The following is a 20,608-nucleotide window of genomic DNA, read 5'->3' as shown; positions in this document are numbered from 1 at the left end:
GCGCGCAACGTGGGGATTCGCGGCTTGCGAGCACATCGCGGGCAAGGGTTCCGGCCGTCCGGGCCGCCTTCGTACGGTGCCGCCGTGACCAAGCGACCCCCCTCCCAGCCGCCGCCCGCCGCAGCGGGCGGCGCGCCCGTCATCGAGCTGGACGGCGCCACCAAGCGCTTCCGGTCGGCGGGCGGCGTCCGCACCGCCGTCCGGGACCTGCACCTGAGCGTCGGGCCCGGCGAGTTCGTCGCCCTGGTCGGGCCCACCGGGTGCGGCAAGTCGACGACGCTGTCCCTCGTGTCCGGCCTGGAGCCCGCGTCCGAGGGGCGGGTCCTCGTCCACGGCCGCGAGGTGGACGGGATCCCCGAGGGCGTCGGCTACATGTTCCAGAACGACGCCGTGATGCCGTGGCGGACCGTCCTCGACAACGTGGCCGCCGGCCCCCGCTACCGGGGCGCGTCCCGGCGGGACGCCCGCGAGCGCGCCCGCGGCTGGGTCGCGCGGGTCGGCCTCACCGGGTTCGAGGGCTACTACCCGCACCAGCTGTCCGGCGGCATGCGCAAGCGCGTGGCGCTCGCGCAGACGCTCGTCAACGAGCCGTCCGTGATGCTCATGGACGAGCCGTTCTCCGCGCTCGACGTCCAGACCCGCGGCCTCATGCAGGACGAGCTGCTCCGCCTGTGGTCCGGGTCCGGCGCGGCCGTCGTGTTCGTGACGCACGACCTGGAGGAGGCGCTCGTCCTCGCCGACCGGGTCGTGGTCATGACGGCCGGGCCCGCGACGGTGAAGGGCGTGTTCGCGGTGCCGCTCGACCGGCCGCGCGACGCCGAGGAGGTCCGGCTGACCGGCGAGTTCCTCGACGTCTACCGCGAGGTGTGGGACTCGCTGCGCGACGAGGTGCAGATCACCCGCGAGAGGGGGGCCGGAGATGCGGCGTGACATCGCGCTGCGCCGGACGCTCGGCGTGTACGGGGTGCGGGCCGCGCTGGTCGCGGCGTGGCTCGTGTCGTGGGAGGTGTCCGCCCGGCACTGGATCGACCCGTTCTACTACTCGATGCCGTCCAAGATCTGGGACCGGCTGGCGGGGTGGTTCACCGACGGCACCTCGCAGGGCTCGATCTGGGAGCAGATCTCCTACACCCTCCAGGAGGCGGTCGCCGGGTTCGCGCTCGGCGCGGCGGGCGGCGTGGTGCTCGGCGTCGCGCTCGGCCGCGGCCGCTTCCTGTCGGACGTGTGCGCCCCGTTCATCAAGGCCGTCAACGCGATCCCGCGCATCATCCTCGCGTCGCTGTTCATCATCTGGTTCGGCCTCGGCATGCAGTCCAAGATCGCGACGGCGTTCGTGCTGGTGTTCTTCGCGGTGTTCTTCAACGCCTTCCAGGGCGCCCGCGAGGTGGACCGGAACCTCGTGAACAACGCGCGGATCCTCGGCGCGGGACGGTTCCAGGTCCTTTGGACGATCGTCGTGCCGTCCGCCACGTCCTGGATCCTCGCCTCGCTGCACTCGGCGTTCGGGTTCGCGATCATCGGCGCGATCGTCGGCGAGTACACCGGCGCCGACAAGGGCCTCGGCCTGCTCATCAACCACTCCCAGGGCACCTTCGACGCGGCCGGGATCTACGCCGGGATGATCATCATCACGGTGCTGGCGCTGCTCGCCGAATGGCTGCTCACGCTGCTGGAGGGGCGGCTGCTGCGCTGGCGCCCCGCGGCGGCCGGCCACGACGTCCAGATCTGACGCCCCGTCACCCAAGGAGCACCCCCATGCCCGGTACAGCCACGCCGAGAACGTCCGTCCGGGCGGGCGCCGCCGCGCTCGCCGCCGTCACCGCCCTCGCGCTGCCGCTCGCGTCCTGCCGGGACTCCCGGTCCGGCGGCGGCGTCGGCGGGACGTCCGACCGCGTCAAGATCATGGTCGGCGGCATCGACAAGGTCATCTACCTGCCCGCCAAGCTCACCGAGCGGCTCGGGTACTTCGAGGAGCAGGGGCTCGACGTCCAACTGCTCACCGAGCCCGCGGGGGCGCAGGCGGAGAACGTCCTCATCTCCGGCGACGTGCAGGGCGTCGTCGGGTTCTACGACCACGCCATCCACCTGCAGACCAAGGGCAAGTGCGTGCAGAGCGTCGTGCAGATGGCGGACGTCCCCGGCGAGGCCGAGATGGTCTCCGCGAAGAAGGCGGGCTCGCTGACCTCGCCCGCCGCGTTCAAGGGCAAGAAGCTCGGCGTCACGAGCCCGGGGTCGTCCACCGACTTCCTGACGCGGGCCCTCGCCGTGCGGAACGGGGTGAAGACGTCCGACTACACGACGGTCAAGGCGGGCGCGGGCCAGACGTTCATCTCCACCATGGACAACGGCGGCATCGACGCCGGGATGACCACCGACCCGACGATCGCGAAGCTGGTCGGCACCGGCAAGGCCAAGGTCCTGGTCGAGATGCGCACCGAGGAGGGGACGCGGAAGGCGCTCGGCGGGCTGTACCCGTCCAGCTCCCTCTACATGGACTGCGCCTACGTCGAGTCGCACGCGGCGACGGTGCAGAAGCTCGCCAACGCGTTCGTGCGGACGCTGCGCTGGATCAAGCAGCACAAGCCCGCCGAGATCGCGGCGAAGATGCCCGCGGACTACGCGGGCGGCGATCCGAAGCTGTACGAGAAGGCGGTCGGCGACTCGATCAGCATGTTCAACGGGGACGGCCTGATGAAGCCGGAGGCGGCGGAGAACGTCCTGAACGTGCTGGCGCAGTTCTCCCCCGAGGTGGGCGAGAAGAAGGACGAGATCGACCTGTCCCGGACCTACACGACGCGGTTCGCGAGCGGGGCGAAGTAGGCGGCCGCCGGCGGCCCGCCGGTCAGCGGCCGGCCGCCGAGTAGAAGTCCATGTCGGCGGCGTCCTCGCCGCTGCCCGAGCCCCAGCGGCGGGGCGCCCACGCCGGCATGAGCAGCGCGAGCCCCATCATCCCGTACACGCCGGAGCCGAGCAGCATGCGGAGCCCGAAGTCCATGTCGCCGGACGGCGGGACCCTGCCCGGCAGGTCGAGGGCGCCGCCGGGGTCGATCAGGAACCAGCCGGTGAGGCCGAGCAGGGCCAGCGCCGGGACGAGCGACACCAGCGGCGACGCCCAGCGCGCGACGATGATCACGCCCATCACCAGGCCGACGGCGGCCAGCAGGGCGAACGCCCCGTAGATCCGGGTGCGGTCGGTGATCTCCTGCCCGGTGCCGTCGAAGGACTGCCCCGCCTGGACGTATCCCCAGGCCGTGCCGTACAGGATCCCGGGGGTCAGCAGGACGCCGAGGACGAAGCCGATCGCATGGCGCACCGCGCATCACATCCCATCGAGCGCGCCCGCCGCCCGGGGGGCGCGTGTTCCGTGGCGCCTCAATCAGAACATGCACATCGGGCGAACCGCAGCAAATCCGTCGCGATCACCAACGATCGGCGGTCCGCAGGTAACGAGGGGCCGCGTTACGCCACTCCATAGGTGGCGGGAAGATGTCAACGCGGGACGGGGTCCCGGCGTCGTACACATAACAAGATCAATAAGGGCAAATCGCCGTCCGAACACTCTCGGTCACCCCCGCCGGGCAGAGTTGTCGGCGGCGCGCCCATGGACGCGGTGTTCCCACACCGCTGGGCACAGTCATGCGCAGGGGGACCAGGTGATCCAGTTGCTGGAGCGCACCACGGGCAGGAGCGGGCCCGGCCGGGCCGGGGAGACGCGGACGACGCGGTTCGTGGACGGGGCCGTCGACGGCGCGGTCCTGCTGTTCGCGGCGTGGACCGTCGTCTACCACCTCGGCCTGCTGTTCAGGCCGTCCACGTCGGTGCTGCTCCTGATGTGGGCGGTGGCCGCGGCCGCCGTCGCGGCGGTGTACGGGACGCGGCGCGGCTGGTGGGCCGCCGTCCTGTGGCCGGACCGGCCCCGCGCGTGGCGCTCCCGGTTCACCCCTCCCCCGCGCGTGCTGGCGGCGGTCGCCGTGGTGGCCGGGATCGCGGCGGGGACGTGCGCGGGCCTGCACCCGTCCGGCGTCCCGTGGTGGTGCGCGTGGACGACCGGGCTCGTCAGCGCCGCCGCGTCGGCCGCGTTCCTGCTCCTGCGCCGCCCCGGGCCGCCGGACCCCGGCGACGCGGGCGGCCCCGCCGGGCCGGAGCCCGCCGAGCCCGCCGAGCCGGAGCCCGGCGAGACCCGGTGGGGGACGCCGCTCGCGCTGCTCACCGGCGCCGGGTTCGCCATCGCGTCCCTGTTCATCGTGAACACCGACGGCGACGACGCCTACTTCGTCTCCCGCTCGGTGGCCGCCGCCGCGACCGGCGAGATCCCGCTCCGGGACGTCATCTTCACCCCCGGCACGGCCGACGAGATCGCGGGCGAACCGCCGGTCGCGTCGATCGAGGTGCTCGCCGGGGCGCTCGCGCGGCTGCTCGGCGTCCCCGCCGCGTCGTTCGTGTGGTACGTGCTGCTGCCCGTCGTGACGTTCGGCGCGGTGTGGGCGCTGTGGCGGCTCGTCCGGACGTGGGCGCCGCGCCGCGCCACGCTCTGCTTCGCGGTCGGCGCCGTCTACCTGCTCTGGAGCGGGACGAGCGCCGCGTCCCTCGGGTCGTTCCACCTGCTGCGCATGTGGCAGGGCAAGGCCGTGCTCGTGTCGGCGCTGATCCCGCTGACGTTCTGCTACCTGACCCGGTGGGCCGAGCGGCGGACCCGCGGCGACCTCGCGCTCCTCGCCGCCGCCGGGGTCTCGGCGGTCGGGCTGACCTCGTCGGCCGCGTTCATCGCCCCGCTGGTGGTGCTCGCGGCGGCCGTCCCGCTCGTCGCCTCCGGGCGCGTCCGGACCGGCGTCGCCGCGTGCGTCGCGCTGGTGTACCCGGTCGGGTCCGGGCTGGCGGTGAAGTTCCTGCACGGCGAGACGACCGTCGTCGGGGCCGTCCACGACGCGCCCGCCAGCTACCGCTGGGTCCTGCTGGAGGCGACGCTCGGCGTGCTCGGCGGGTGCGCGCTGTGGCTGTCGCCCTGGACGGCGCGGCGCGGCGTCCCCGCGCTGGTCTGCGCCGGGACGGCGGCGGGCCTGTCGGTGCTGATCGTCCCCGGGCTGCTGGAGGCGGCGGCGGACGCGTCCGGCGCCGGGCAGGTGCTGTGGCGGACGATGTGGCTCGTCCCCGCGCCCGCGCTGGTCGGGCTGCTCGCGTCGGTGCGCCCGCCGGGCGCGGCCGTGCCCGCCGGGCTGCCGGGGTCCGCGCGCGTCCTCGCGGCGGGCGTCCCGGCGGCGGCGCTCGCGACCGCGCTGATCGTGGGCGGGACGCCGCTGTGGTCGCAGGAGAGCCATTCCGTGGTGGAGTCGCGGCCGTCCTGGAAGGTGCCGGAGGGGACGCTCGGCCCCGCGCGGCGCGCGATCGCGCTCGCGGGCGACGGCGGGCTCGTGCTGATGCCGTCCACGTACATGCGGGTGGTGCCGCTGCTCACCACCCGCACGCACGCGGTCGACCCGAACGACCACTACCTCGGCATGCTGCCCGTCCCGCCGCGGTTCATCGAGGACCGGCGGCTGCTGACCGAGGCCGTCCGGCGCCGGTGGGGCCCGAAGCCGGACGCGGCCGAGGTCCGCGCGGCGCTCGACCGCACCGGCGTGGACGTGGCGTGCGCGTACCGCCGCGACCACCGGGGCCGCGCGCTGCTGCGCGAGGCCGGGTTCCAGGACGAGCGCCGCTTCGACAGGCTGGTCTGCCTGGTGAAGCCGAAGGGCTGACGGGGCGCGGGGTCACCCGAGGAGGAACTTGGCGACGGCCGCGCGTCCGGCAGTCCCGCGTTCGCGGTTCTGGATCGAGTGCGCGGCGCCCTTCACGACGACGAGCCGGCCGCGCGGCGCGCGGCCGAGTTCCTCCCGAGCCCATTCGAGCGGCGTGGACAGGTCGCGGTCGCCGTTCAGCAGCAGCACCGGCATGGACAGTCCCGCGTGCCGCGGCTCGGCGGTGTGCCGCGCCCACGGCCAGTGCAGGCACCCCTGGATGAACCCGCCGCCGACCGCCGTGTCCGCGGTGAACGGCCAGGTGGCGCGGGCGGGCAGATGCCTCCGGACGCGCTCCAGCGCGGCGGCGCGCACGGACGGCCGCGTCTGCGACGTCCCCCACGGGAACTGCCCGTCGCCGCAGATCGTGGCGATGTGCAGGCCCGCGCTGTACTCGGCGACGTCGCCGCCGGAGGAGTCGAGGAGCCGCAGCAGCCGGTCGAGCCGGGCGGGGTTCCCGTGCCGCGCCTCGTGGACCGCCGAGACGATGTCGCCCGCCCCGTCCGGCAGCGCGTTCGGGTCGCGGTAGGTCGGGTCGAGGAACTCGTAGGTGACGAGCGTGTCCCAGACGCGGACGGCGTCCGCGCGGTGGCGGGCGAGCCAGGCGAGGTCGTCCGCCGGGTCGAAGCCGCACGCGGGCGCGGCGGCGCAGGCGTCCCGCAGGACCCGCGCGGTGGCGCGCAGCCCGGTCAGGTACAGCATGTCGTCGCGCTGCGGGTCGACGTGCGGCAGGACCGAGTCGAGGACGAGCCTGCTCACGTTCCGCGGGTGCCGGGCCGCGTAGGAGGCGCCGGTCATGGTGCCGTAGGAGACGCCGTCGACGGCCATCGTCTTGACGGCGAGCGCCTTTCGCAGCAGGTCGAGGTCGCCGACGGTCTGCTCGGTGGTGAAGTAGTGCCGCCGGTTCCCGAGGATCCCGGCGCACTCGGCCACGGCGTCCGGCGCGGGCGGCTTGATGTCGCTGCCGTCCACCTGGGCCTGGAGCTTCGGGCAGTCGATGGCGCCGGACGCGCCCGTCCCCCGCTGGTCGATCATGACGAACCGGTACCGCTTCGCCACCTCGGGCATCCGCCCGGAGATGCGGCCGATGAACGGGACGCCCGGCTGCCCGGGCCCGCCGGTCAGGAACAGCAGGACGCCCTTCGGCGCGTCCGCGTTGTCGGCCGTCGCCACCTGGAGGCGCAGGGTGTCCGCGCCGCCGGGACGGCGGTGGTCGAGCGGGACGGTGAGGAACGAGCAGGTGAACCCGGGCTGCCCCGGGCACGCGTGCGGATCGGCTAACACCGGGGCGGACGAGCCTGGACGGGACGTCTGCGCCGGTGGCCGGGGCGCGGCGGCGGCCGTGGCCCCGCCGGATGCGGCGAGCGCGAGGGTGAGCGCCAGCGCCGCCGGGATACGTGATCGCATGAGGCGATCATCTCCCCGCGCGGGCTCGCGTCAAGGCGGCGAGCGGGAGATGATCATAAAGACCCTGTACAGAGGGTCACGAGTTCGAGGCCGGAAAGTGACATGGCCACTACTGGTGGTCCGCCCTTGGAATGGGACACTTTCTGGGCGGGGGGCCGTGGACCGCACTGCCGACCGTGGAGGAGCCGGATGCAGACCTGGGACGTCATTCGCCAGGACGACAACGGCAACAAGTTCCACATGTCCACGCACGATTCACGGATCTCCGCGCTCGCCCAGGTCCTCGTCATGGAGAGCGGCCCCCGGCACAAGCAGACGTACTGGGTGGAGGGGCCGCCGGGGCCCGCCGTCCGCACCAACCGCGACCTGTACCTCGTGTTCCTGCAGCTCGGGCAGGAGGCGCGGGCCGCGTCGTGGTCGCTGTCGGCGTTCCTGCGGTCGCTGTGGAAGGTCAGCGCCCCGCTGAGCGGCCGGCCGAAGCTGGAGCCGGACGACGTCGCGGCCATGTTCGCCGCCGCGTCCACGACCCCGCCCGCCGAGTTCGACCCGGCGTGGAGCGTCAAGGACCTCTCCCTCCCCGGCGACGAGCCGGACGGCTACGCCGACTGGGAGCGCGTCGTGCTCTCCCAGGTCGCCGACCTGGAGGACTTCATCGCCGCCCCGCCCGGCCCGCAGGCCAGGTTCGGCGTGGACGCCCCGCGCCCGCCCGGCTCCGGCGCCCGCGCCACCCCGGCCCGCTGGTACAACTTCGACCCGGCGACGTACCTGGAGTGCGCGGTCGCGGGCAGCCTCGGCGGCTGGGACGCGGCCGACGGCGCCCGCGTCCCGCTGCCGACCGGGCCCGGCGAGCCGCCCGCCCGCTCCTACGTGCGCACGATCACCAGCATGACCTGGGACGACCTCTCCCGCATCGCCGTGTGCGGCCAGGTCTACGAGTAGCCCCCGCGCGGCGCCGGAACGTCCTGCCCGCGTGGTAGGACTGGGCGTGTGAGCGACAGGAAGGTCGAGGTCAGCGACCGGGGAGGGTGGCTGCTCGCGCGCGGCCGCCCGCATCCGGCGCTGCGCCCGTTCCTGCGCTCCTACGACGGCTACCGGGAGACCGAGGTCGTCCCGACGCGGATGCGCACCCTGCCCACCCGCACCACCGTGATGATCATCAACCTGGGGCCGCCGCTGTACCTGGCGGTGCCCGACCCCGGCGTCCGCGACCGCGCGTACACCTCGTTCGTCGCCGGGATGCACGACGGGCACGGCATGTACCTCAGCCCCGGCGGGCAGCGCGGCATCCAGCTCGACGTGACGCCGCTCGGCGCCTACACCCTGCTCGGCCTGCCGATGGCGCGGCTGACCAACGCGGCGGTCGAGCTGCCCGACCTGCTCGGACGCGCCGCGACCACGCTGGTGGAGCGGCTCGCGGACGCGCCGTCCTGGGGCGCCCGGTTCGACCTGCTCGACGAGTTCCTGCTCCGCCGCCTGGAGGTCGGCCCCGTCCCCGACCCGGAGGTCGGCCGGGCGTGGCGGATGCTGGACGCCGACCCGGCGGTGCCGGTCGCCCGAATCGCGGCCGACGTCGGCTGGAGCCGGAGGCACCTGACCGACCGGTTCCGGGAGCAGGCCGGGCTGCCGCCGAAGGTGATGGCGCGGGTCCTGCGGTTCCAGCGCGCGGTCGGCCGGATCGCCGGCGGCGCCGGGTTCGCCGAGGCCGCGGCCGCCTGCGGCTACTACGACCAGGCGCACCTCAACCGCGAGTTCCGCGCGCTGTCGGGGTGCACGCCGTCCGAGCTGATCGGCGGGCAGCTGGAGCAGCAGCGCACCACGACCCTCGACGAGCCCCTCCCGTGAACCCGGGGGCGGTCACCCCTGGTGGACGCCGCCGCCGAGGTTCATCACGATCACGCCGACCACGATGATCACCGCGCCGATGATCGTCAGCGGCTTCACCTGCTCGTCGTAGAGCAGGACGCCGCCGACGAACGCGCCGATCGTCCCGAGCGCGGACCAGATCGCGTACACCGGGCCGACGTTCAGCGACGTCAGCGCCTTCGCCATGAACACGAACGAGATCAGGTACCCGGCCACGACGATCAGCGACGGCCCCAGCCTGGTGAACCCGTCCGAGCCGCGCATCGCGAGCGTGGCGGTGACCTCGAACGCGATCGCGAAGGCGAGCAGCACGAACGGCATCAGCGGCCCCCGCCGCGCGGGCCGTGCTCACCGTGCTCACCGTGCTCGGCGGCGACCGCCTCGAACACCTTCATGTCGGCGTCGAACGCGGAGCCGGGACGCGGCCAGTGCAGCACGATCTCGGTGACGCCGAGCTCGGCGTAGCGCCCGGCGAGGTCGTCGAACGCGGCGGTCGAGTCGAGCCACGGCTCCCCGCTGAACCCGGTCAGCAGGACGCGCTCGGCCACCTCGCGGCCCTCCTCGGCGCACGCGGCGTCGAAGGCCGCCATCCGGGCGCGGACGGTGTCCCACGCCTCCCGGCCGTCGCCGTGCGGGCTGGTCACCCAGCCCGCGCCGTGCCGGGCGGCGAGCCGCATGCCGCGCGGGCCGTCCCCGGCGATCACGAACGGGACGCGCGGACGCTGCACGCACCCCGGCTCCTGGACGACCTCCCGCGCCGTGTAGTGCGTCCCCTCGAACGTCGTCTCCGGCTGCCGCAGCAGCCGGTCGAGCAGCCCGACCCAGTCGGCGAAGCGGTCGGCGCGCTCGCGCGGGGTCCACTCGTCCCCGCCGAGGATCCCGGCGTCGGACGCGCGCCGCGTGCCGCCCGCGCCGATCCCGAGGTCCAGCCGCCCGCCGGAGACGTGGTCGATCGTCTTCACCGCGTGCGCCGTCGGCACGGGATGCCGGAAGTTAGGCGAGGTCACGAGCGTCCCGAGGCGGATCCGGGAGGTGACCGCCGCCGCCGCGGCGAGCGTCGTGTACGCGTCGTACCAGGGCGTCGTGCCCCGCCAGGCGATGTGGTCGTAGACCCAGGCGTGCCGGAAGCCGAGCTCCTCGGCTCGCCGCCACGTCTCCCCCGCCTCCGGCCAGGACTGCATGGGCCAAATCACGGCGCCGATGCGCGGTGCGGTCACCGGTCCCCCTTCGCTTCGCTCGCGGACGCCCCGGACGGGACGCCCCATGGCCGCTGGATCACGGCCAATAGATCATGGCGCGGCCCCGGCCCAGCCACCGGCGCAGGGCCCACCACAGCGTCGCGGCCTCCGACACGGCCGCCCCGCCCGCCGGGCCGGGCAGCGGCCGGCCGGTCAGCTCCCGCAGCCGCCCGATCCGGTACTTGACCGTGTTCCCGTGGACGTGCAGCGCCGCCGCCGTCGCCTCGACCCGGCCGCCGTGGTCGAGGTAGGCGAGCCCGGTCGCGGCCAGCTCGACGTGGAACGGGTCGTCCGGGTCGAGGCCCGCGAGCAGCGCTTCGGCGAGCAGGCCGCCGAGCTCCGGCTCGGCCTCGGTGACGGTGAGCAGCGCGAGGCCGGTGAGGTCGCGCGGGCCGGTGAGCCCGGCGGCGGCGCCCGCCCGGAGCGCGCGCCGCGCCAGCCCGTACAGGGGCGCGACCCCGGCGGGACGGGCGGGCGGCGCGGCGACGAGCAGCGCCCCGTCCCCGCCGATCGCGCCGGGGACGCGGGCGGCCAGGGCCGCGAACCGCCCGTCGACCAGCCCGCCCAGCGCGGGGCCCGCCGCGGTGAGCTCCGCCTCCAGCCGCGCCGCCACCGCCGGGTCGCTGACGTCGGACACCACGCACCGGTACGCGGCCGACGCGTCCAGCGGCGCGCGCACCGGGACGTCCTCGCCGTGCAGGAGCTGCCGGAGCATCTGCACGCGCCCCTCCCGGACGGTCCGGGCCATCTCCAGCTCCGCGACCCGGTGCGCGTGCACCATCCGGTGGACGAGCGCCGTGGTGATCTCGTCGACCCGGGTGACGCCGTCGAGGAGGACGCCGTCCGGGACGCCCGCGCGGCGCCCCGCGGCGACGATCGCCTGGACGAGGTGGGCGCGGCCCGCCTGGAAGCCGTCCAGGAACGCGGCGACCGGGACGCCCTGCCTGGCCCGGTCCGAGCCGAGCCGCTCGGCCGCGGCGAGGGCGTCCGGGCCGGGCCCGCCGCCCGCCAGCGCGGCGAGCACGCCCTGGACCAGCGCGCGGGTGTGCCGCCTCGTCTCCTCCTCGGGCAGCGCGGCGACCAGCTCCGACCGGCCGCGGGCGGCGCGGACGGCCGACTCCAGCAGCACCGTGTCGGTGCCGTTCTCGATCAGCAACCGCAGGAACGGGTCGCCGGTGGCCTGCTCCATCACCCCATTGTGCGCCCGGATTGTCCGTCCTGGACAACCGGGTGCGGGAGACTTGGATGACCCCGGTCTAGCCGCCGCGCGCCGGCATGGTGTTCCGTGGACGGTAGACGAGCCGAGGAGTACGCCATGCCCGATGACGACGAGTTCCTGGAGAAGCTGCCGACCGACCTGGTCTTCCGGCTGCCGCCGTCGTTCGACGACGTCGCGGACGAGCGCAGGCACCGCAAGGAGCGCCTCGCCGCCGCGCTGCGCCTGTTCGGCAGGTTCGGCTTCGAGGAGGGCGTCGCCGGGCACATCACCGCCCGCGACCCCGAGCGCACGGACCACTTCTGGGTCAACCCGTTCGGCATGTCGTTCAAGCACGTCAGGGTCAGCGACCTGATCCTCGTGAACCACGAGGGCAAGGTCGTCGAGGGGCGCTACCCGGTCAACGAGGCCGCGTTCGCGATCCACTCGCGGATCCACCAGGCGCGGCCGGACGTCGTCGCCGCCGCGCACAGCCACTCCACCTACGGGCGGGCGATGTCCGCGCTCGGCCGGAAGCTGGAGCCGATCACGCAGGACGTCTGCGCGTTCTACCAGGACCACGGCCTCTTCGACGACTACACCGGCGTCGTCACCGACCTGGAGGAGGGCAAGCGCATCGCCGCCGCCCTCGCCGGCCACAAGGCGGTCATCCTGCGCAACCACGGCCTGCTCACCGTCGGCGACACGGTCGACGCCGCGGCCTGGTGGTTCATCACGATGGAGCGGTCGTGCCAGGTGCAGCTCCTCGCGCAGGCGGCGGGGCCGGTCGTCCCGATCGAGCACGACAACGCCGTCCTGACGCACGAGCAGATCGGCAACGACCTGGTCGGCTGGATCAACTACCAGCCCCTCTACGACCAGATCACCCGCGAGCAGCCCGACCTGTTCGAGTAGCCCGCGTCCCGCCTAGCCCCGGGGACGCGCCCGCGGGTCGTGGTGGACGAGCAGCACGCGGACGATCCGCTCGAACGCCGCCCGGTCGTCCGCGCCCAGGGGTGCGAGGAGGCGGTCGTCGAGCGCGGCGGCGCGGCGGGTCACCTCGTCCAGCTCGGCGCGGCCCTCCGCGGTCAGCTCCACGACGTAGCGGCGGCGGTCGGACGGGTCGCGCTCGCGCCGGACGAGCCCCGCGTCCGCCAGCCGCCCGACGACCTCGACCAGGTCGCTCGGGTCGATGCGCAGCCGCCTGCCGAGCTCCCGCTGCGAGGCGGGGGCCGCGTCGTCCAGCGAGGCGAGGACGGCGAAGTGCCAGAGGCCGAGCCCGTGCTCGTCCATCATGCGGCCCATCGCCGTCCGGCCCGCGCGCGCGACCTGGGCCAGCGCGAACGTGGTGACGCCGAGCAGCCGTGGCGGCAGCGGTCCCGCGGTCTCGTCCATCCGGATATTGTAGGGTTCCACCCATCATTGGGTAACACCCACGATTTGGGGGACGCATGGACGCGCTGTACCCGCGCCTGCTGGTGGACGACTTCGAGCCCGCCGCCCGCTTCTACGCGGCGGCGCTGCGCGAGCTGCTCGGGATCGAGCCGGTCAAGCTGCTGCCCGCCGCCGAGTACGCCAATTGGGACCTCGGCGGCGAAGGAGCCCTCGTCGTGATGGGCCGCGCGCGGATCGCGGAGGCGGTGGGCTCGGCGGACCCGGCGCAGCGAGACTCAGCGGGACGGGACGCGGCCATGCTCGTGTTCCGCGTGGACGACGTCGGCGCCGCCGCGAAGACCCTCGCCGGGCTCGGCGCCACACCGGTCGCCGGCGCGCGGGACCGGCCCGAGTGGGGGCCGGGGCTGCGCACCGCGCACCTGCGCGACCCGGCCGGGAACCTGCTGGAGCTCCAGTCCTACTGACCGTCCGCCGAGTCCGCCCGTTCGGGGGCGGCGGACTCGGTGAGCGGCAGCAGGACCGTGAAGCGGGTGTCGCCCGGCAGCGACTCGACGCGGATGTCGCCGCCGTGCCGGTCGGCGACGATGCGCCAGGAGATGTCGAGGCCGAGGCCCGTCCCCTGCCCGACCGGCTTCGTGGTGAAGAACGGCGTGAAGATCCGGTCGAGGTCGTCCTCGGGGATGCCCACGCCGGTGTCGCCGATCTCCACGAGCGCGTGGTCGTTCTCGCGGCCGGTGCGGATCGTGAGCGTGCCGGAGCCCTGCATCGCGTACAGGGCGTTGACGATCAGGTTCGTCCAGACCTGGTTCAGCTCGGCCGCGTAGACCGGGACCTCCGGCAGCGCCGGGTCGTAGTCGGTCTTCACCGTCACGTCCGGGCCGATCTTGCGCTTCAGCATGGTGAGCGTGCTGTCGAGCAGCTCGCGCAGGTCGGCGCGCACGTACGGGGCCCGGTCGAGCTGGGAGTACTGGCGGGCCGAGTCGAGCAGGGCGGTGATGCGGCCCGTCGCCTCGGAGATCTCCGCCTGGAGCTGGGCGACCTCCATGACCTCCGCCAGCCAGCGGATCGCCGCGGGCAGGTGGCCGTCGGCGATCCGGGCGACCTCCGCCGCCTCCCCGGGGCCGATGCCCGCCGCGACCAGGCCGGGGGCGAGGTCCCAGGCGTCCGGGACGCCGTGCTCCTCCAGCCAGTCGCCCAGCTCGTCCTCGGCGTCGCTGACCTCCAGCGGGCTCCGCCGCGCCCCCGGCGGGGCGGGCCGCGGGCGCATCGAGACGAGCGCGCTCAGCCCCGTGCAGTCGACGCCCCGCGCGGCGAGGTCGGCGAGGCTGCGCTGCGCGCCCTCCAGGCGCTCCCCCAGCTCGGCGCTCGCCCGCGCCGCGGCCGCCGCCGGGTTGTTCAGCTCGTGCGTCAGCCCGGCGGTGATCGTGCCGAGCGCGGTCAGCCGCTCCCGCTGGTCGACGGCGCGGCGCAGGTTCGTCATGCCGAAGAAGATCCCGGCGAGCAGGTGCGTCGCCATCGGGAACCACTTGCGGACGGCCTTGCCGAACTTGCGGGCGGGCAGCACGAACATCCGGCAGTCGCGCACCGCGCGCAGCGTGTGCTGGTACCGCTGCTCGATCTGGTCGCCGAGGTAGGCCTGGACGGCCCCGCCGTAGGTGCCGGGACGCGCCGTCCGCGTCACCTCCACGATGTGGCCCCGGACGTTCTGCGACATCGCCATCTCGCCGTCCAGCAGCACGTACAGGAACTCGGCCGGTTCGGCCTGCTCGCAGATCACGCCGTCCGCCGGGACGGTCTCGACCGTCCCGCAGGCCGACAGCCAGCCGAGCTTCTCGTCGTCGAGATCCTCGAACAGGAAGAGCCCGCGCAGCTCCTCGGGTGTCGCCGTGCTCATACCCGCCCCCTCATGCCTGCTCCAGATAGCGGTGCACCAGGGCCACCGCCATCGCGCCGTCGCCCACGGCGGACGCGACGCGCTTCATCGACTGCGACCGGACGTCGCCCGCCGCGAACACGCCGGGGACGCTCGTCTCCAGGTGGTACGGCTGGCGGGCGAGCGGCCAGCCCGCCGGGCGGCGGCCCCCGGCGACGAGGTCCGGGCCCGTCACCACGTAGCCGAGCGCGTCCCGCTCGACGAGGCCGTCCAGCCAGCCGGTGCCGGGCTCCGCGCCGATGAACACGAACAGCCAGTGCGCGTCGATCGTCTTCTTGCCGCCCGCCCACGCGAACGTGAGCCGCTCCAGCCGGTCGGCGCCCTCGGCCGCGCACACGGTCTTGCCGGTGTGGACCTCGATGTTGGGCGTCGCGGCGATCTGCTCGATCAGGTAGTGCGACATCGACCGCTCCAGGCCGTCCGCCCGGACGATCAGGTGCACCGTCTTCGCGTACCTGGCGAGGTGGACGGCCGCCTGCCCCGCCGAGTTCGCGCCGCCGACGACCGCGACCTCCTCGTCCGCGCAGGACGGGGCCTCGGTCAGCGCCGCGCCGTAGAAGACGCCGCGGCCGACGAAGTCGTCCACGCCCTCGGCGTTGAGGCGCCGGTAGGACACGCCGGTGGCGAGGATGACGGCGTGCGCGGCGATCTCCGTGCCGTCCGACAGCCGGGCGACGCGGGCGGTGCCGCGCGCCTCCAGCGCCGTGACCTCCCCGGCCTGGAGCAGCTCGGCGCCGAACCGGTCGGCCTGGCGGCGGGCCCGGTCGGCGAGCTGCGCGCCGGACACGCCGTCCGGGAAGCCGAGGTAGTTCTCGATGCGGGAGCTCTGCCCCGCCTGGCCGCCGAGGGCGCGGCGCTCCACGACGACCGTCCGCAGCCCCTCGGACGCCCCGTACACGGCCGCGCCCAGCCCGGACGGCCCGCCGCCCACGACGATCAGGTCGTAGAACCCGGTGGACGGCGTGCTCGGCAGCCCGATCGCGGACGCCAGCGCCGCGTCGGACGGCGCGGACAGCGCCGTCCCGTCGGACCGGACGATCAGCGGCAGCTCAGGCCGCCCGGCCGCCTCGATCAGCTCGGCGCCCTCGGGGTCGTCGTCCATCAGCCAGGTGTAGGGGACCTGGTGGCGGGCGAGGAAGTCGCGGACCTCGTAGCAGCGCGCCGACCAGCGGTGCCCGACGACCCGCAGCGCCTCCCCCTGCCGGTGCCGGTCGGTGCGCGCCCACGCGTCGAGCTGCTCGTCGATCACCGGGTAGAACTTCTCCTCCGGCGGGTCCCACGGCTTCAGCAGGTAGTGGTCGAGGTCGACGTCGTTGATCGCGCGGATCGCGGCGTCGGTGTCGGCGTAGGCGGTGAGCAGGACGCGCCGCGCGTACGGGAACAGGTCCATCGCCCGTTCGAGGAACTCCACGCCGGTCATCTCGGGCATCCGGTGGTCGGCGACCATGACGGCGGTGTCCTCGCCGCGCAGCCGCAGCTCGCGCAGCGCGTCCAGGGCCTGGGGGCCGGACTCGGCGCGCACCACGCGGTACGACTCGGCGTACCGGCGGCGCAGGTCCCGCGCCACGGCCCGGGACACGCCCGGGTCGTCGTCGACGGTCAGCAGCACTGGCTTCGGCACCGGCTCCCCCTCGTTCCGCGATCTTCTCTTCGAAGAATATGCGGCCCCGGCGGCGGTCCCTCCGGCCCGTCCGGCCGCGGACGGGACCCCGCCGCCCGGCCGCCGTCCCGCCATCGGACATGATCGGATCATGGACCTGCGTGTTGCGCTGATCGGCTACGGCACCGGCGGCTCGGTGTTCCACGCGCCGCTGATCTCGTCCGTCGCCGGGATGCGGCTCGCGGCGGTCGTCACCGGCGCGCCGGAGCGGCAGCGGGCGGTGCGGGAGCGGTACCCGGACGCGGAGGTCGTGGAGAGCCCGGACCGGCTGTGGAGCGCGCCGGGGGGCTACGACCTGGTGGTCGTCAGCACGCCGAACCGGCAGCACGTGCCGCTGGCGCGGGCGGCGCTGACGTCCGGCGTCCCGGTCGTCGTGGACAAGCCGGTCGCGGCCTCGGTCACCGACGCCCGGTCGCTCGCCGCGCTGAGCGCAGTCCGGGGGCTGCCGGTGTTCCCGTTCCACAACCGGCGCTACGACGGCGACTTCCAGACGGCGCGGCGGCTGATCGAGGCGGGCGCGCTCGGGGACGTGCGGCGGTTCGAGTCGCGGTTCGAGCGGTGGCGGCCGGACGTGCGGCCGGGCTGGAAGGAGAGCACCGACCCGCGCGAGGCGGGCGGCGTCCTGTTCGACCTCGGCTCCCACCTGATCGACCAGGCGGTCGCGCTGTTCGGGCGCCCGGCGGAGGTCTACGCGGAGATCGACGCGCGGCGCGCGGGCGCGGCGACCCCGGACGACGTGTTCGTCGCGCTCGCGCATCCGGGCGGCGTCCGCTCGCACCTCTGGATGAGTTCGACCGCCCCGCAACTGGGCCCGAGGTTCCGGGTGCTCGGGAGCCGGGCGGCGTACACGGTGTCCGGCATGGACGTGCAGGAGGAGCAGCTCCGCGCGGGCCTCACCCCGCGTGAACCCGGCTACGGGATCGCGCCGCCGGACGCGTCCGGCGTCGTCGGGACGCCCGGCGACGAGCGCCCGGAACCCACCGTCGCGGGCGCCTACCAGGAGTTCTACGCGGCCGTGGCCCGCACCCTCACCGAGGCCGCGCCCCCGCCGGTGACGCTCGCCGACGCGATCACCGGCCTGGAGGTCGTCGAGGCCGCGACCCGCTCCGCCGAGGCCCGCGCCGTCGTCGCCCTGGACGGGCCGTGACGCCCCGGCCGGGTCTCGGAGATCGGAGACGTCTCAGAGGACGGAGACGTGGACGTGGTCGAAGTGGTTCTGGGTGATGCTGCCCCGGTCCTCCATGGCGCGCCAGCCGCCGCTGCCGCGCATGTCGTAGATGCGCTGCTTCCAGATGACGTACTTGATGCCGAGCCGGGACGCGTTGTCGATCACGAACTGGGCGACGCGGTCGCCGTGGGCCTGGGCGGAGGCGCTCGGCATCTTGCCGCCGGTGCTCTCCATGAAGTCGCAGGCGGTGCCGGAGCCGTGGTCCTGCGGGTCGCCGGGACGCGAGCACCCGATGGTCGGGAACGGCCCGAACTTTCCGTCGATCTCCAGCAGGACGGTCCGCATCCGCGCGGTCATCGAGTTCCCGACGATGGGGGACTTCGTGCCGCTGACGCCGTCCGGGCGTCCGCCTCCGGCGGGGCCCTGTGTCGCCTCGGGCTTGTACTTGGCGAGGAGCTTCTTGACCCGGGCGCGCTGCCCCTCCAGGTCGTCGATCTCCTTCTTCACCGCGTCGATCTTCTTGCGGGCCGTCTCCTGGGACTGGGACGCCTTCGTCTGCATGGCCCGCAGGTTCTGCACGCGGCGCCCGTTGTTGAGGCTGATGTGCTCGATGACGGCGGCGTCGTGGACGGCCGCGCCCGGCTGGGCGGCGGAGATCATCGGGACGACGTCCAGCCGCCCGTTCATGTACGTGCCGGCCGCGAGCCGGGCCACGTCGGCGCGGGCGGCGTCGTAGTCGCGCCCGGCGCGGGCGGCGTCGAGGCCCGCGCGCTCGGCCGCCTTCTTCGCCTCGTCCAGTGAGATGAGCTCGCCCCGGTATTCCTTGGAGAGCTTGTCGGCGCGCTTCTGGAGTTCGGCGTACTCCTTCTTGAGGTCCTTCGGCTTCTCCGGGAGGCTCGCGGCGCTGCCGGCCGCGGGCGGCAGGGCCGCCGAGCAGCCCGCCACGAGGACGAGCGCCGCGAGCCGCCGCGCCGTCCTGCGCCCGCCGGGGCGGTCCGGCCTGCCGAGGGGATCGAGCGCCGCCACAGATCTCTCCTAGATAACAAAGCTCAAGATTGGCGGCACGCTACCACAATCGCCCATTTCACCTCAGATGCTTCCAAAAACACATAGAGTCACCGCAAGGTCACCGGACGCCGAGGAGGCCGCGCCGCGTGACGCGGCACGGCCCCCGGGCCCCCTTGCGCGCCGGCGCCCCGGCGCCCCCCGATCAGCCGACGAGCTCCTCCCAGCGCGGGACGCGCGGCTCCGACAGCAGCCTCAGACCGGCCTCGGCGATCGTCCGGTCACCCTTGCGGTTGTTGCACTTCCCGCACGCCAGGACGGTGTTCTCCCAGGTGTCGAGGCCGCCGCGGGACTGCGGGTGGACGTGGTCGATCGTGTTGCCGCGCCGTCCGCAGTAGCGGCACAGGCCCCGGTCGCGCAGGTACACGCCGCGCTTGCTCCAGGGCGGGCGGCGCCCGTGCCGCCAGCGCATCGCGACGTACCGGACGAGCCGCAGGACCCGCGGCACCGGGAAACGGCCGAAGGTGCGGCCCTCCTCCGCCTCCTCCACGACCGCGACCTCGCGGACCAGCATGCGGATGGCGTGCCGCAGGTCGACCCGCTGCAGGGGCTCGTACGACGCGTTCAGGACGAGCACGTTCACCGCTTCACCTCCGTCCCGCGGCTCCCCCGCCAGGATTCGAACCTGGATATCCGCATTAACGACGCGGCGCTCAACCGTTGAACTACGGGGAAATGCTTCGGCAATTATCCGGCTTCCGGGCATTTCCCGGAAGCCTCCATAAGAGTGCCGACGCGGTGGTACGGCGGGCAACCGCATTTTCGCGCGGACCTAATCGGCGGGGCGGCCGCGCAGGGTCGGCGGTGGGTCAGCGGAGGGCGAGCAGGTCGGTGACGGCCGCCTGGTATTCGACGGACTCGCGCTCCACCCGGAAGCCGAGTTCGGCGTTGACGGCGAGCATGTGGGTGTTGTCGCCGACGTTGTCGGTCTCGATCTCGCGGACCTCGGGGCGCGCCTCGGCCAGCCAGCTCAGCATCGCGGCCTTCACCCAGATGCCGATGCGGCGGCCCCGGTGCTCGGGGACGACGGCGGTGTCGTACTGCGCGGCCCGTCCCGTCGCGTCGTGCGGGACGACGACCTCGGTGAACCCGGCGATCACCGGGCCGTCGAGCGCCGCGACCGTGTACAGGTCGTCGCCGCGCTTGGCGACGATCTCCGCCGTCTCGCGGACGCGGTGCGCGTCCCACACCGTGCCCTCGTAGTCGGCGAAGTCGGCCATGGCGTGCTTGGCGCGGGCGAGGGCGGCGGCGTGCTCGTCCGGGACGACGCCCTGCCAGCGGACGAGCCGGTACCCGGCGGGCCCGGCGGCGAGGAGCCGCGCGACGCGCCCGGGGGGCATCTCGTCCAGCCGCAGCAGCATGCCGCGCAGCGTGAGGACGCACTCGAAGCCGTGCGACTCCAGGAACGGGACGGCCGGGGTGCCCGCGAGCACCTGCGTGATCACGCTGGTGCGGCCGTCGGCGCGCAGCCCCTCGGCGGCGGCGGCGAGCAGCCGCCCGCCGAGCCCCCGGCGGCGGAGCTCGGGCCGGACCTGGACGTCGATCTCGCCGGGCCGGTCCGCGCCGGGCTCCCCGGGCAGCCGCAGCAGGGCCACCCCGGCCAGCGCGGTCCCGTCGGCCACCGCCCACAGCCGCTGCCGCGACCCGGGCTCGGCGCCGAGCAGCAGCCGGGCCGTGAGGTCTGGGTCGGGCGCGGGCTGCGCGCCCGGGTCGGCGGCGTGGACGGCCGCGAGCACGCCGTGCCACTCCCGGATCTGCGCGTCCGTTGGATCATCGAGCGCGATGACGTCCATCCGACTGTTGTACCTGATCCCGGCGCGGCGCCGCCGGGACCCCGGACAACCCCCCGTAGCGGCCCGGCCCCGGGTCCGGTTTCGGTCGCCGTTTCGACCGCCCGGGACGTCGCCGGA

At 74.3% G+C, this 20,608-nt stretch carries 20 protein-coding genes and 1 tRNA gene; 9 read left to right on the top strand and 12 right to left on the bottom strand.

Features of this window, described 5'->3' with window-relative positions:
• Positions 1-84: 84 nt before the first annotated feature.
• From ACH01S_RS04900 to ACH01S_RS04890, 3 genes are read left to right on the top strand one after another with little or no spacing between them, the layout of a single operon-like run.
• Positions 85-930: an ABC transporter ATP-binding protein gene (locus ACH01S_RS04900; RefSeq protein ID WP_067885819.1), complete on the top strand. Its 846-nt coding sequence runs from the start codon at positions 85-87 to the stop codon at positions 928-930.
• On the top strand, positions 920-1,729 hold the full coding sequence (locus ACH01S_RS04895) for an ABC transporter permease (RefSeq protein ID WP_083980331.1): 810 nt from the start codon (positions 920-922) through the stop codon (positions 1,727-1,729). The genes ACH01S_RS04900 and ACH01S_RS04895 overlap by 11 nt, the downstream gene beginning before the upstream one ends.
• Before the next feature lie 26 nt (positions 1,730-1,755).
• Positions 1,756-2,820 carry an ABC transporter substrate-binding protein gene (locus ACH01S_RS04890; protein ID WP_067885817.1) on the top strand — a complete coding sequence of 355 codons (1,065 nt, stop codon included), beginning with the start codon at positions 1,756-1,758 and terminating at the stop codon, positions 2,818-2,820.
• A 22-nt stretch (positions 2,821-2,842) separates the two neighbouring features.
• Here ACH01S_RS04890 and ACH01S_RS04885 read toward each other — a convergent pair whose 3' ends face one another.
• Entirely contained in the window at positions 2,843-3,313 is a 471-nt protein-coding gene (locus ACH01S_RS04885; RefSeq protein WP_067885816.1) for a hypothetical protein, read from the bottom strand.
• Positions 3,314-3,653: 340 nt separating this feature from the next.
• Between ACH01S_RS04885 and ACH01S_RS04880 the strand changes: the two genes are divergently transcribed.
• A complete protein-coding gene (locus ACH01S_RS04880; protein ID WP_148344681.1) occupies positions 3,654-5,735 on the top strand; it encodes a DUF6077 domain-containing protein in 2,082 nt (693 codons plus the stop codon).
• A 12-nt stretch (positions 5,736-5,747) separates the two neighbouring features.
• Here ACH01S_RS04880 and ACH01S_RS04875 read toward each other — a convergent pair whose 3' ends face one another.
• Positions 5,748-7,181: an alpha/beta fold hydrolase gene (locus ACH01S_RS04875; protein WP_067885814.1), complete on the bottom strand. Its 1,434-nt coding sequence runs from the start codon at positions 7,179-7,181 to the stop codon at positions 5,748-5,750.
• 189 nt (positions 7,182-7,370) lie between these two features.
• Between ACH01S_RS04875 and ACH01S_RS04870 the strand changes: the two genes are divergently transcribed.
• Both ACH01S_RS04870 and ACH01S_RS04865 read left to right on the top strand, forming a co-directional pair.
• Entirely contained in the window at positions 7,371-8,120 is a 750-nt protein-coding gene (locus ACH01S_RS04870; RefSeq protein WP_067885808.1) for a hypothetical protein, read from the top strand.
• A gap of 48 nt (positions 8,121-8,168) precedes the next feature.
• Positions 8,169-9,023 carry a helix-turn-helix domain-containing protein gene (locus ACH01S_RS04865; protein ID WP_083980330.1) on the top strand — a complete coding sequence of 285 codons (855 nt, stop codon included), beginning with the start codon at positions 8,169-8,171 and terminating at the stop codon, positions 9,021-9,023.
• Positions 9,024-9,035: 12 nt separating this feature from the next.
• Here the strand turns inward: ACH01S_RS04865 and ACH01S_RS04860 are convergent, their stop codons facing one another.
• From ACH01S_RS04860 to ACH01S_RS04850, 3 genes are read right to left on the bottom strand one after another with little or no spacing between them, the layout of a single operon-like run.
• On the bottom strand, positions 9,036-9,365 hold the full coding sequence (locus ACH01S_RS04860; protein WP_067885796.1) for a DMT family transporter: 330 nt from the start codon (positions 9,363-9,365) through the stop codon (positions 9,036-9,038).
• Complete coding sequence (locus ACH01S_RS04855) at positions 9,365-10,261, bottom strand: LLM class flavin-dependent oxidoreductase (protein ID WP_218010141.1); 897 nt, start codon at positions 10,259-10,261, stop codon at positions 9,365-9,367. The genes ACH01S_RS04860 and ACH01S_RS04855 overlap by 1 nt, the downstream gene beginning before the upstream one ends.
• A 58-nt stretch (positions 10,262-10,319) precedes the next feature.
• A complete protein-coding gene (locus ACH01S_RS04850) occupies positions 10,320-11,471 on the bottom strand; it encodes a helix-turn-helix domain-containing protein (RefSeq protein WP_067885791.1) in 1,152 nt (383 codons plus the stop codon).
• 126 nt (positions 11,472-11,597) lie between these two features.
• Here ACH01S_RS04850 and ACH01S_RS04845 point away from each other — a divergent pair, with 126 nt between their 5' ends.
• The gene (locus tag ACH01S_RS04845; protein ID WP_067885789.1) at positions 11,598-12,392 is read left to right on the top strand and encodes a class II aldolase/adducin family protein; all 795 of its coding nucleotides are present in this window, start codon (positions 11,598-11,600) and stop codon (positions 12,390-12,392) included.
• 12 nt (positions 12,393-12,404) lie between these two features.
• Here ACH01S_RS04845 and ACH01S_RS04840 read toward each other — a convergent pair whose 3' ends face one another.
• Positions 12,405-12,872 carry a MarR family winged helix-turn-helix transcriptional regulator gene (locus ACH01S_RS04840; protein ID WP_067885787.1) on the bottom strand — a complete coding sequence of 156 codons (468 nt, stop codon included), beginning with the start codon at positions 12,870-12,872 and terminating at the stop codon, positions 12,405-12,407.
• A gap of 56 nt (positions 12,873-12,928) precedes the next feature.
• Here ACH01S_RS04840 and ACH01S_RS04835 point away from each other — a divergent pair, with 56 nt between their 5' ends.
• Complete coding sequence (locus ACH01S_RS04835; protein WP_067885785.1) at positions 12,929-13,336, top strand: VOC family protein; 408 nt, start codon at positions 12,929-12,931, stop codon at positions 13,334-13,336.
• Here ACH01S_RS04835 and ACH01S_RS04830 read toward each other — a convergent pair.
• Both ACH01S_RS04830 and ACH01S_RS04825 read right to left on the bottom strand, forming a co-directional pair.
• The gene (locus ACH01S_RS04830; protein ID WP_067885783.1) at positions 13,330-14,766 is read right to left on the bottom strand and encodes an ATP-binding protein; all 1,437 of its coding nucleotides are present in this window, start codon (positions 14,764-14,766) and stop codon (positions 13,330-13,332) included. The two genes, ACH01S_RS04835 and ACH01S_RS04830, sit on opposite strands and share 7 nt — an antisense overlap.
• A 10-nt stretch (positions 14,767-14,776) precedes the next feature.
• A complete protein-coding gene (locus ACH01S_RS04825) occupies positions 14,777-16,426 on the bottom strand; it encodes an FAD-dependent oxidoreductase (protein WP_067885782.1) in 1,650 nt (549 codons plus the stop codon).
• 130 nt (positions 16,427-16,556) lie between these two features.
• Between ACH01S_RS04825 and ACH01S_RS04820 the strand changes: the two genes are divergently transcribed.
• Entirely contained in the window at positions 16,557-17,612 is a 1,056-nt protein-coding gene (locus ACH01S_RS04820; RefSeq protein ID WP_067885780.1) for a Gfo/Idh/MocA family oxidoreductase, read from the top strand.
• A 33-nt stretch (positions 17,613-17,645) separates the two neighbouring features.
• Here ACH01S_RS04820 and ACH01S_RS04815 read toward each other — a convergent pair whose 3' ends face one another.
• The 4 genes from ACH01S_RS04815 to ACH01S_RS04800 form a co-directional block, all read right to left on the bottom strand.
• The gene (locus ACH01S_RS04815) at positions 17,646-18,659 is read right to left on the bottom strand and encodes a coiled-coil domain-containing protein (RefSeq protein WP_067885778.1); all 1,014 of its coding nucleotides are present in this window, start codon (positions 18,657-18,659) and stop codon (positions 17,646-17,648) included.
• A gap of 184 nt (positions 18,660-18,843) precedes the next feature.
• Positions 18,844-19,281, bottom strand: coding sequence for an HNH endonuclease (locus ACH01S_RS04810; RefSeq protein ID WP_067885776.1), 438 nt, complete (start codon positions 19,279-19,281; stop codon positions 18,844-18,846).
• A 21-nt stretch (positions 19,282-19,302) separates the two neighbouring features.
• Positions 19,303-19,373, bottom strand: a tRNA-Asn gene (locus ACH01S_RS04805).
• Positions 19,374-19,507: 134 nt separating this feature from the next.
• Complete coding sequence (locus tag ACH01S_RS04800) at positions 19,508-20,491, bottom strand: GNAT family N-acetyltransferase (RefSeq protein WP_067885774.1); 984 nt, start codon at positions 20,489-20,491, stop codon at positions 19,508-19,510.
• Between the last annotated feature and the right edge of the window lie 117 nt (positions 20,492-20,608).

Source organism: Actinomadura chibensis NBRC 106107 (assembly GCF_001552135.1).
Taxonomy (GTDB): domain Bacteria; phylum Actinomycetota; class Actinomycetes; order Streptosporangiales; family Streptosporangiaceae; genus Spirillospora; species Spirillospora chibensis.
The sequence above is the reverse complement of the archived record's forward strand: the minus strand, read 5'-3'. Positions and strand labels throughout refer to the sequence as shown.

What these genes read in the sequence shown, in the direction of transcription:
- ACH01S_RS04800 (WP_067885774.1), bottom strand. Translation starts at nt 20,491, where the DNA reads ATGGACGTCATCGCGCTCGATGATCCAACGGACGCGCAGATCCGGGAG.
- ACH01S_RS04870 (WP_067885808.1), top strand. Translation starts at nt 7,371, where the DNA reads ATGCAGACCTGGGACGTCATTCGCCAGGACGACAACGGCAACAAGTTC.
- ACH01S_RS04860 (WP_067885796.1), bottom strand. Translation starts at nt 9,365, where the DNA reads ATGCCGTTCGTGCTGCTCGCCTTCGCGATCGCGTTCGAGGTCACCGCC.
- ACH01S_RS04835 (WP_067885785.1), top strand. Translation starts at nt 12,929, where the DNA reads ATGGACGCGCTGTACCCGCGCCTGCTGGTGGACGACTTCGAGCCCGCC.
- ACH01S_RS04890 (WP_067885817.1), top strand. Translation starts at nt 1,756, where the DNA reads ATGCCCGGTACAGCCACGCCGAGAACGTCCGTCCGGGCGGGCGCCGCC.
- ACH01S_RS04820 (WP_067885780.1), top strand. Translation starts at nt 16,557, where the DNA reads ATGGACCTGCGTGTTGCGCTGATCGGCTACGGCACCGGCGGCTCGGTG.
- ACH01S_RS04830 (WP_067885783.1), bottom strand. Translation starts at nt 14,766, where the DNA reads ATGAGCACGGCGACACCCGAGGAGCTGCGCGGGCTCTTCCTGTTCGAG.
- ACH01S_RS04850 (WP_067885791.1), bottom strand. Translation starts at nt 11,471, where the DNA reads ATGGAGCAGGCCACCGGCGACCCGTTCCTGCGGTTGCTGATCGAGAAC.
- ACH01S_RS04895 (WP_083980331.1), top strand. Translation starts at nt 920, where the DNA reads ATGCGGCGTGACATCGCGCTGCGCCGGACGCTCGGCGTGTACGGGGTG.
- ACH01S_RS04845 (WP_067885789.1), top strand. Translation starts at nt 11,598, where the DNA reads ATGCCCGATGACGACGAGTTCCTGGAGAAGCTGCCGACCGACCTGGTC.
- ACH01S_RS04875 (WP_067885814.1), bottom strand. Translation starts at nt 7,181, where the DNA reads ATGCGATCACGTATCCCGGCGGCGCTGGCGCTCACCCTCGCGCTCGCC.
- ACH01S_RS04840 (WP_067885787.1), bottom strand. Translation starts at nt 12,872, where the DNA reads ATGGACGAGACCGCGGGACCGCTGCCGCCACGGCTGCTCGGCGTCACC.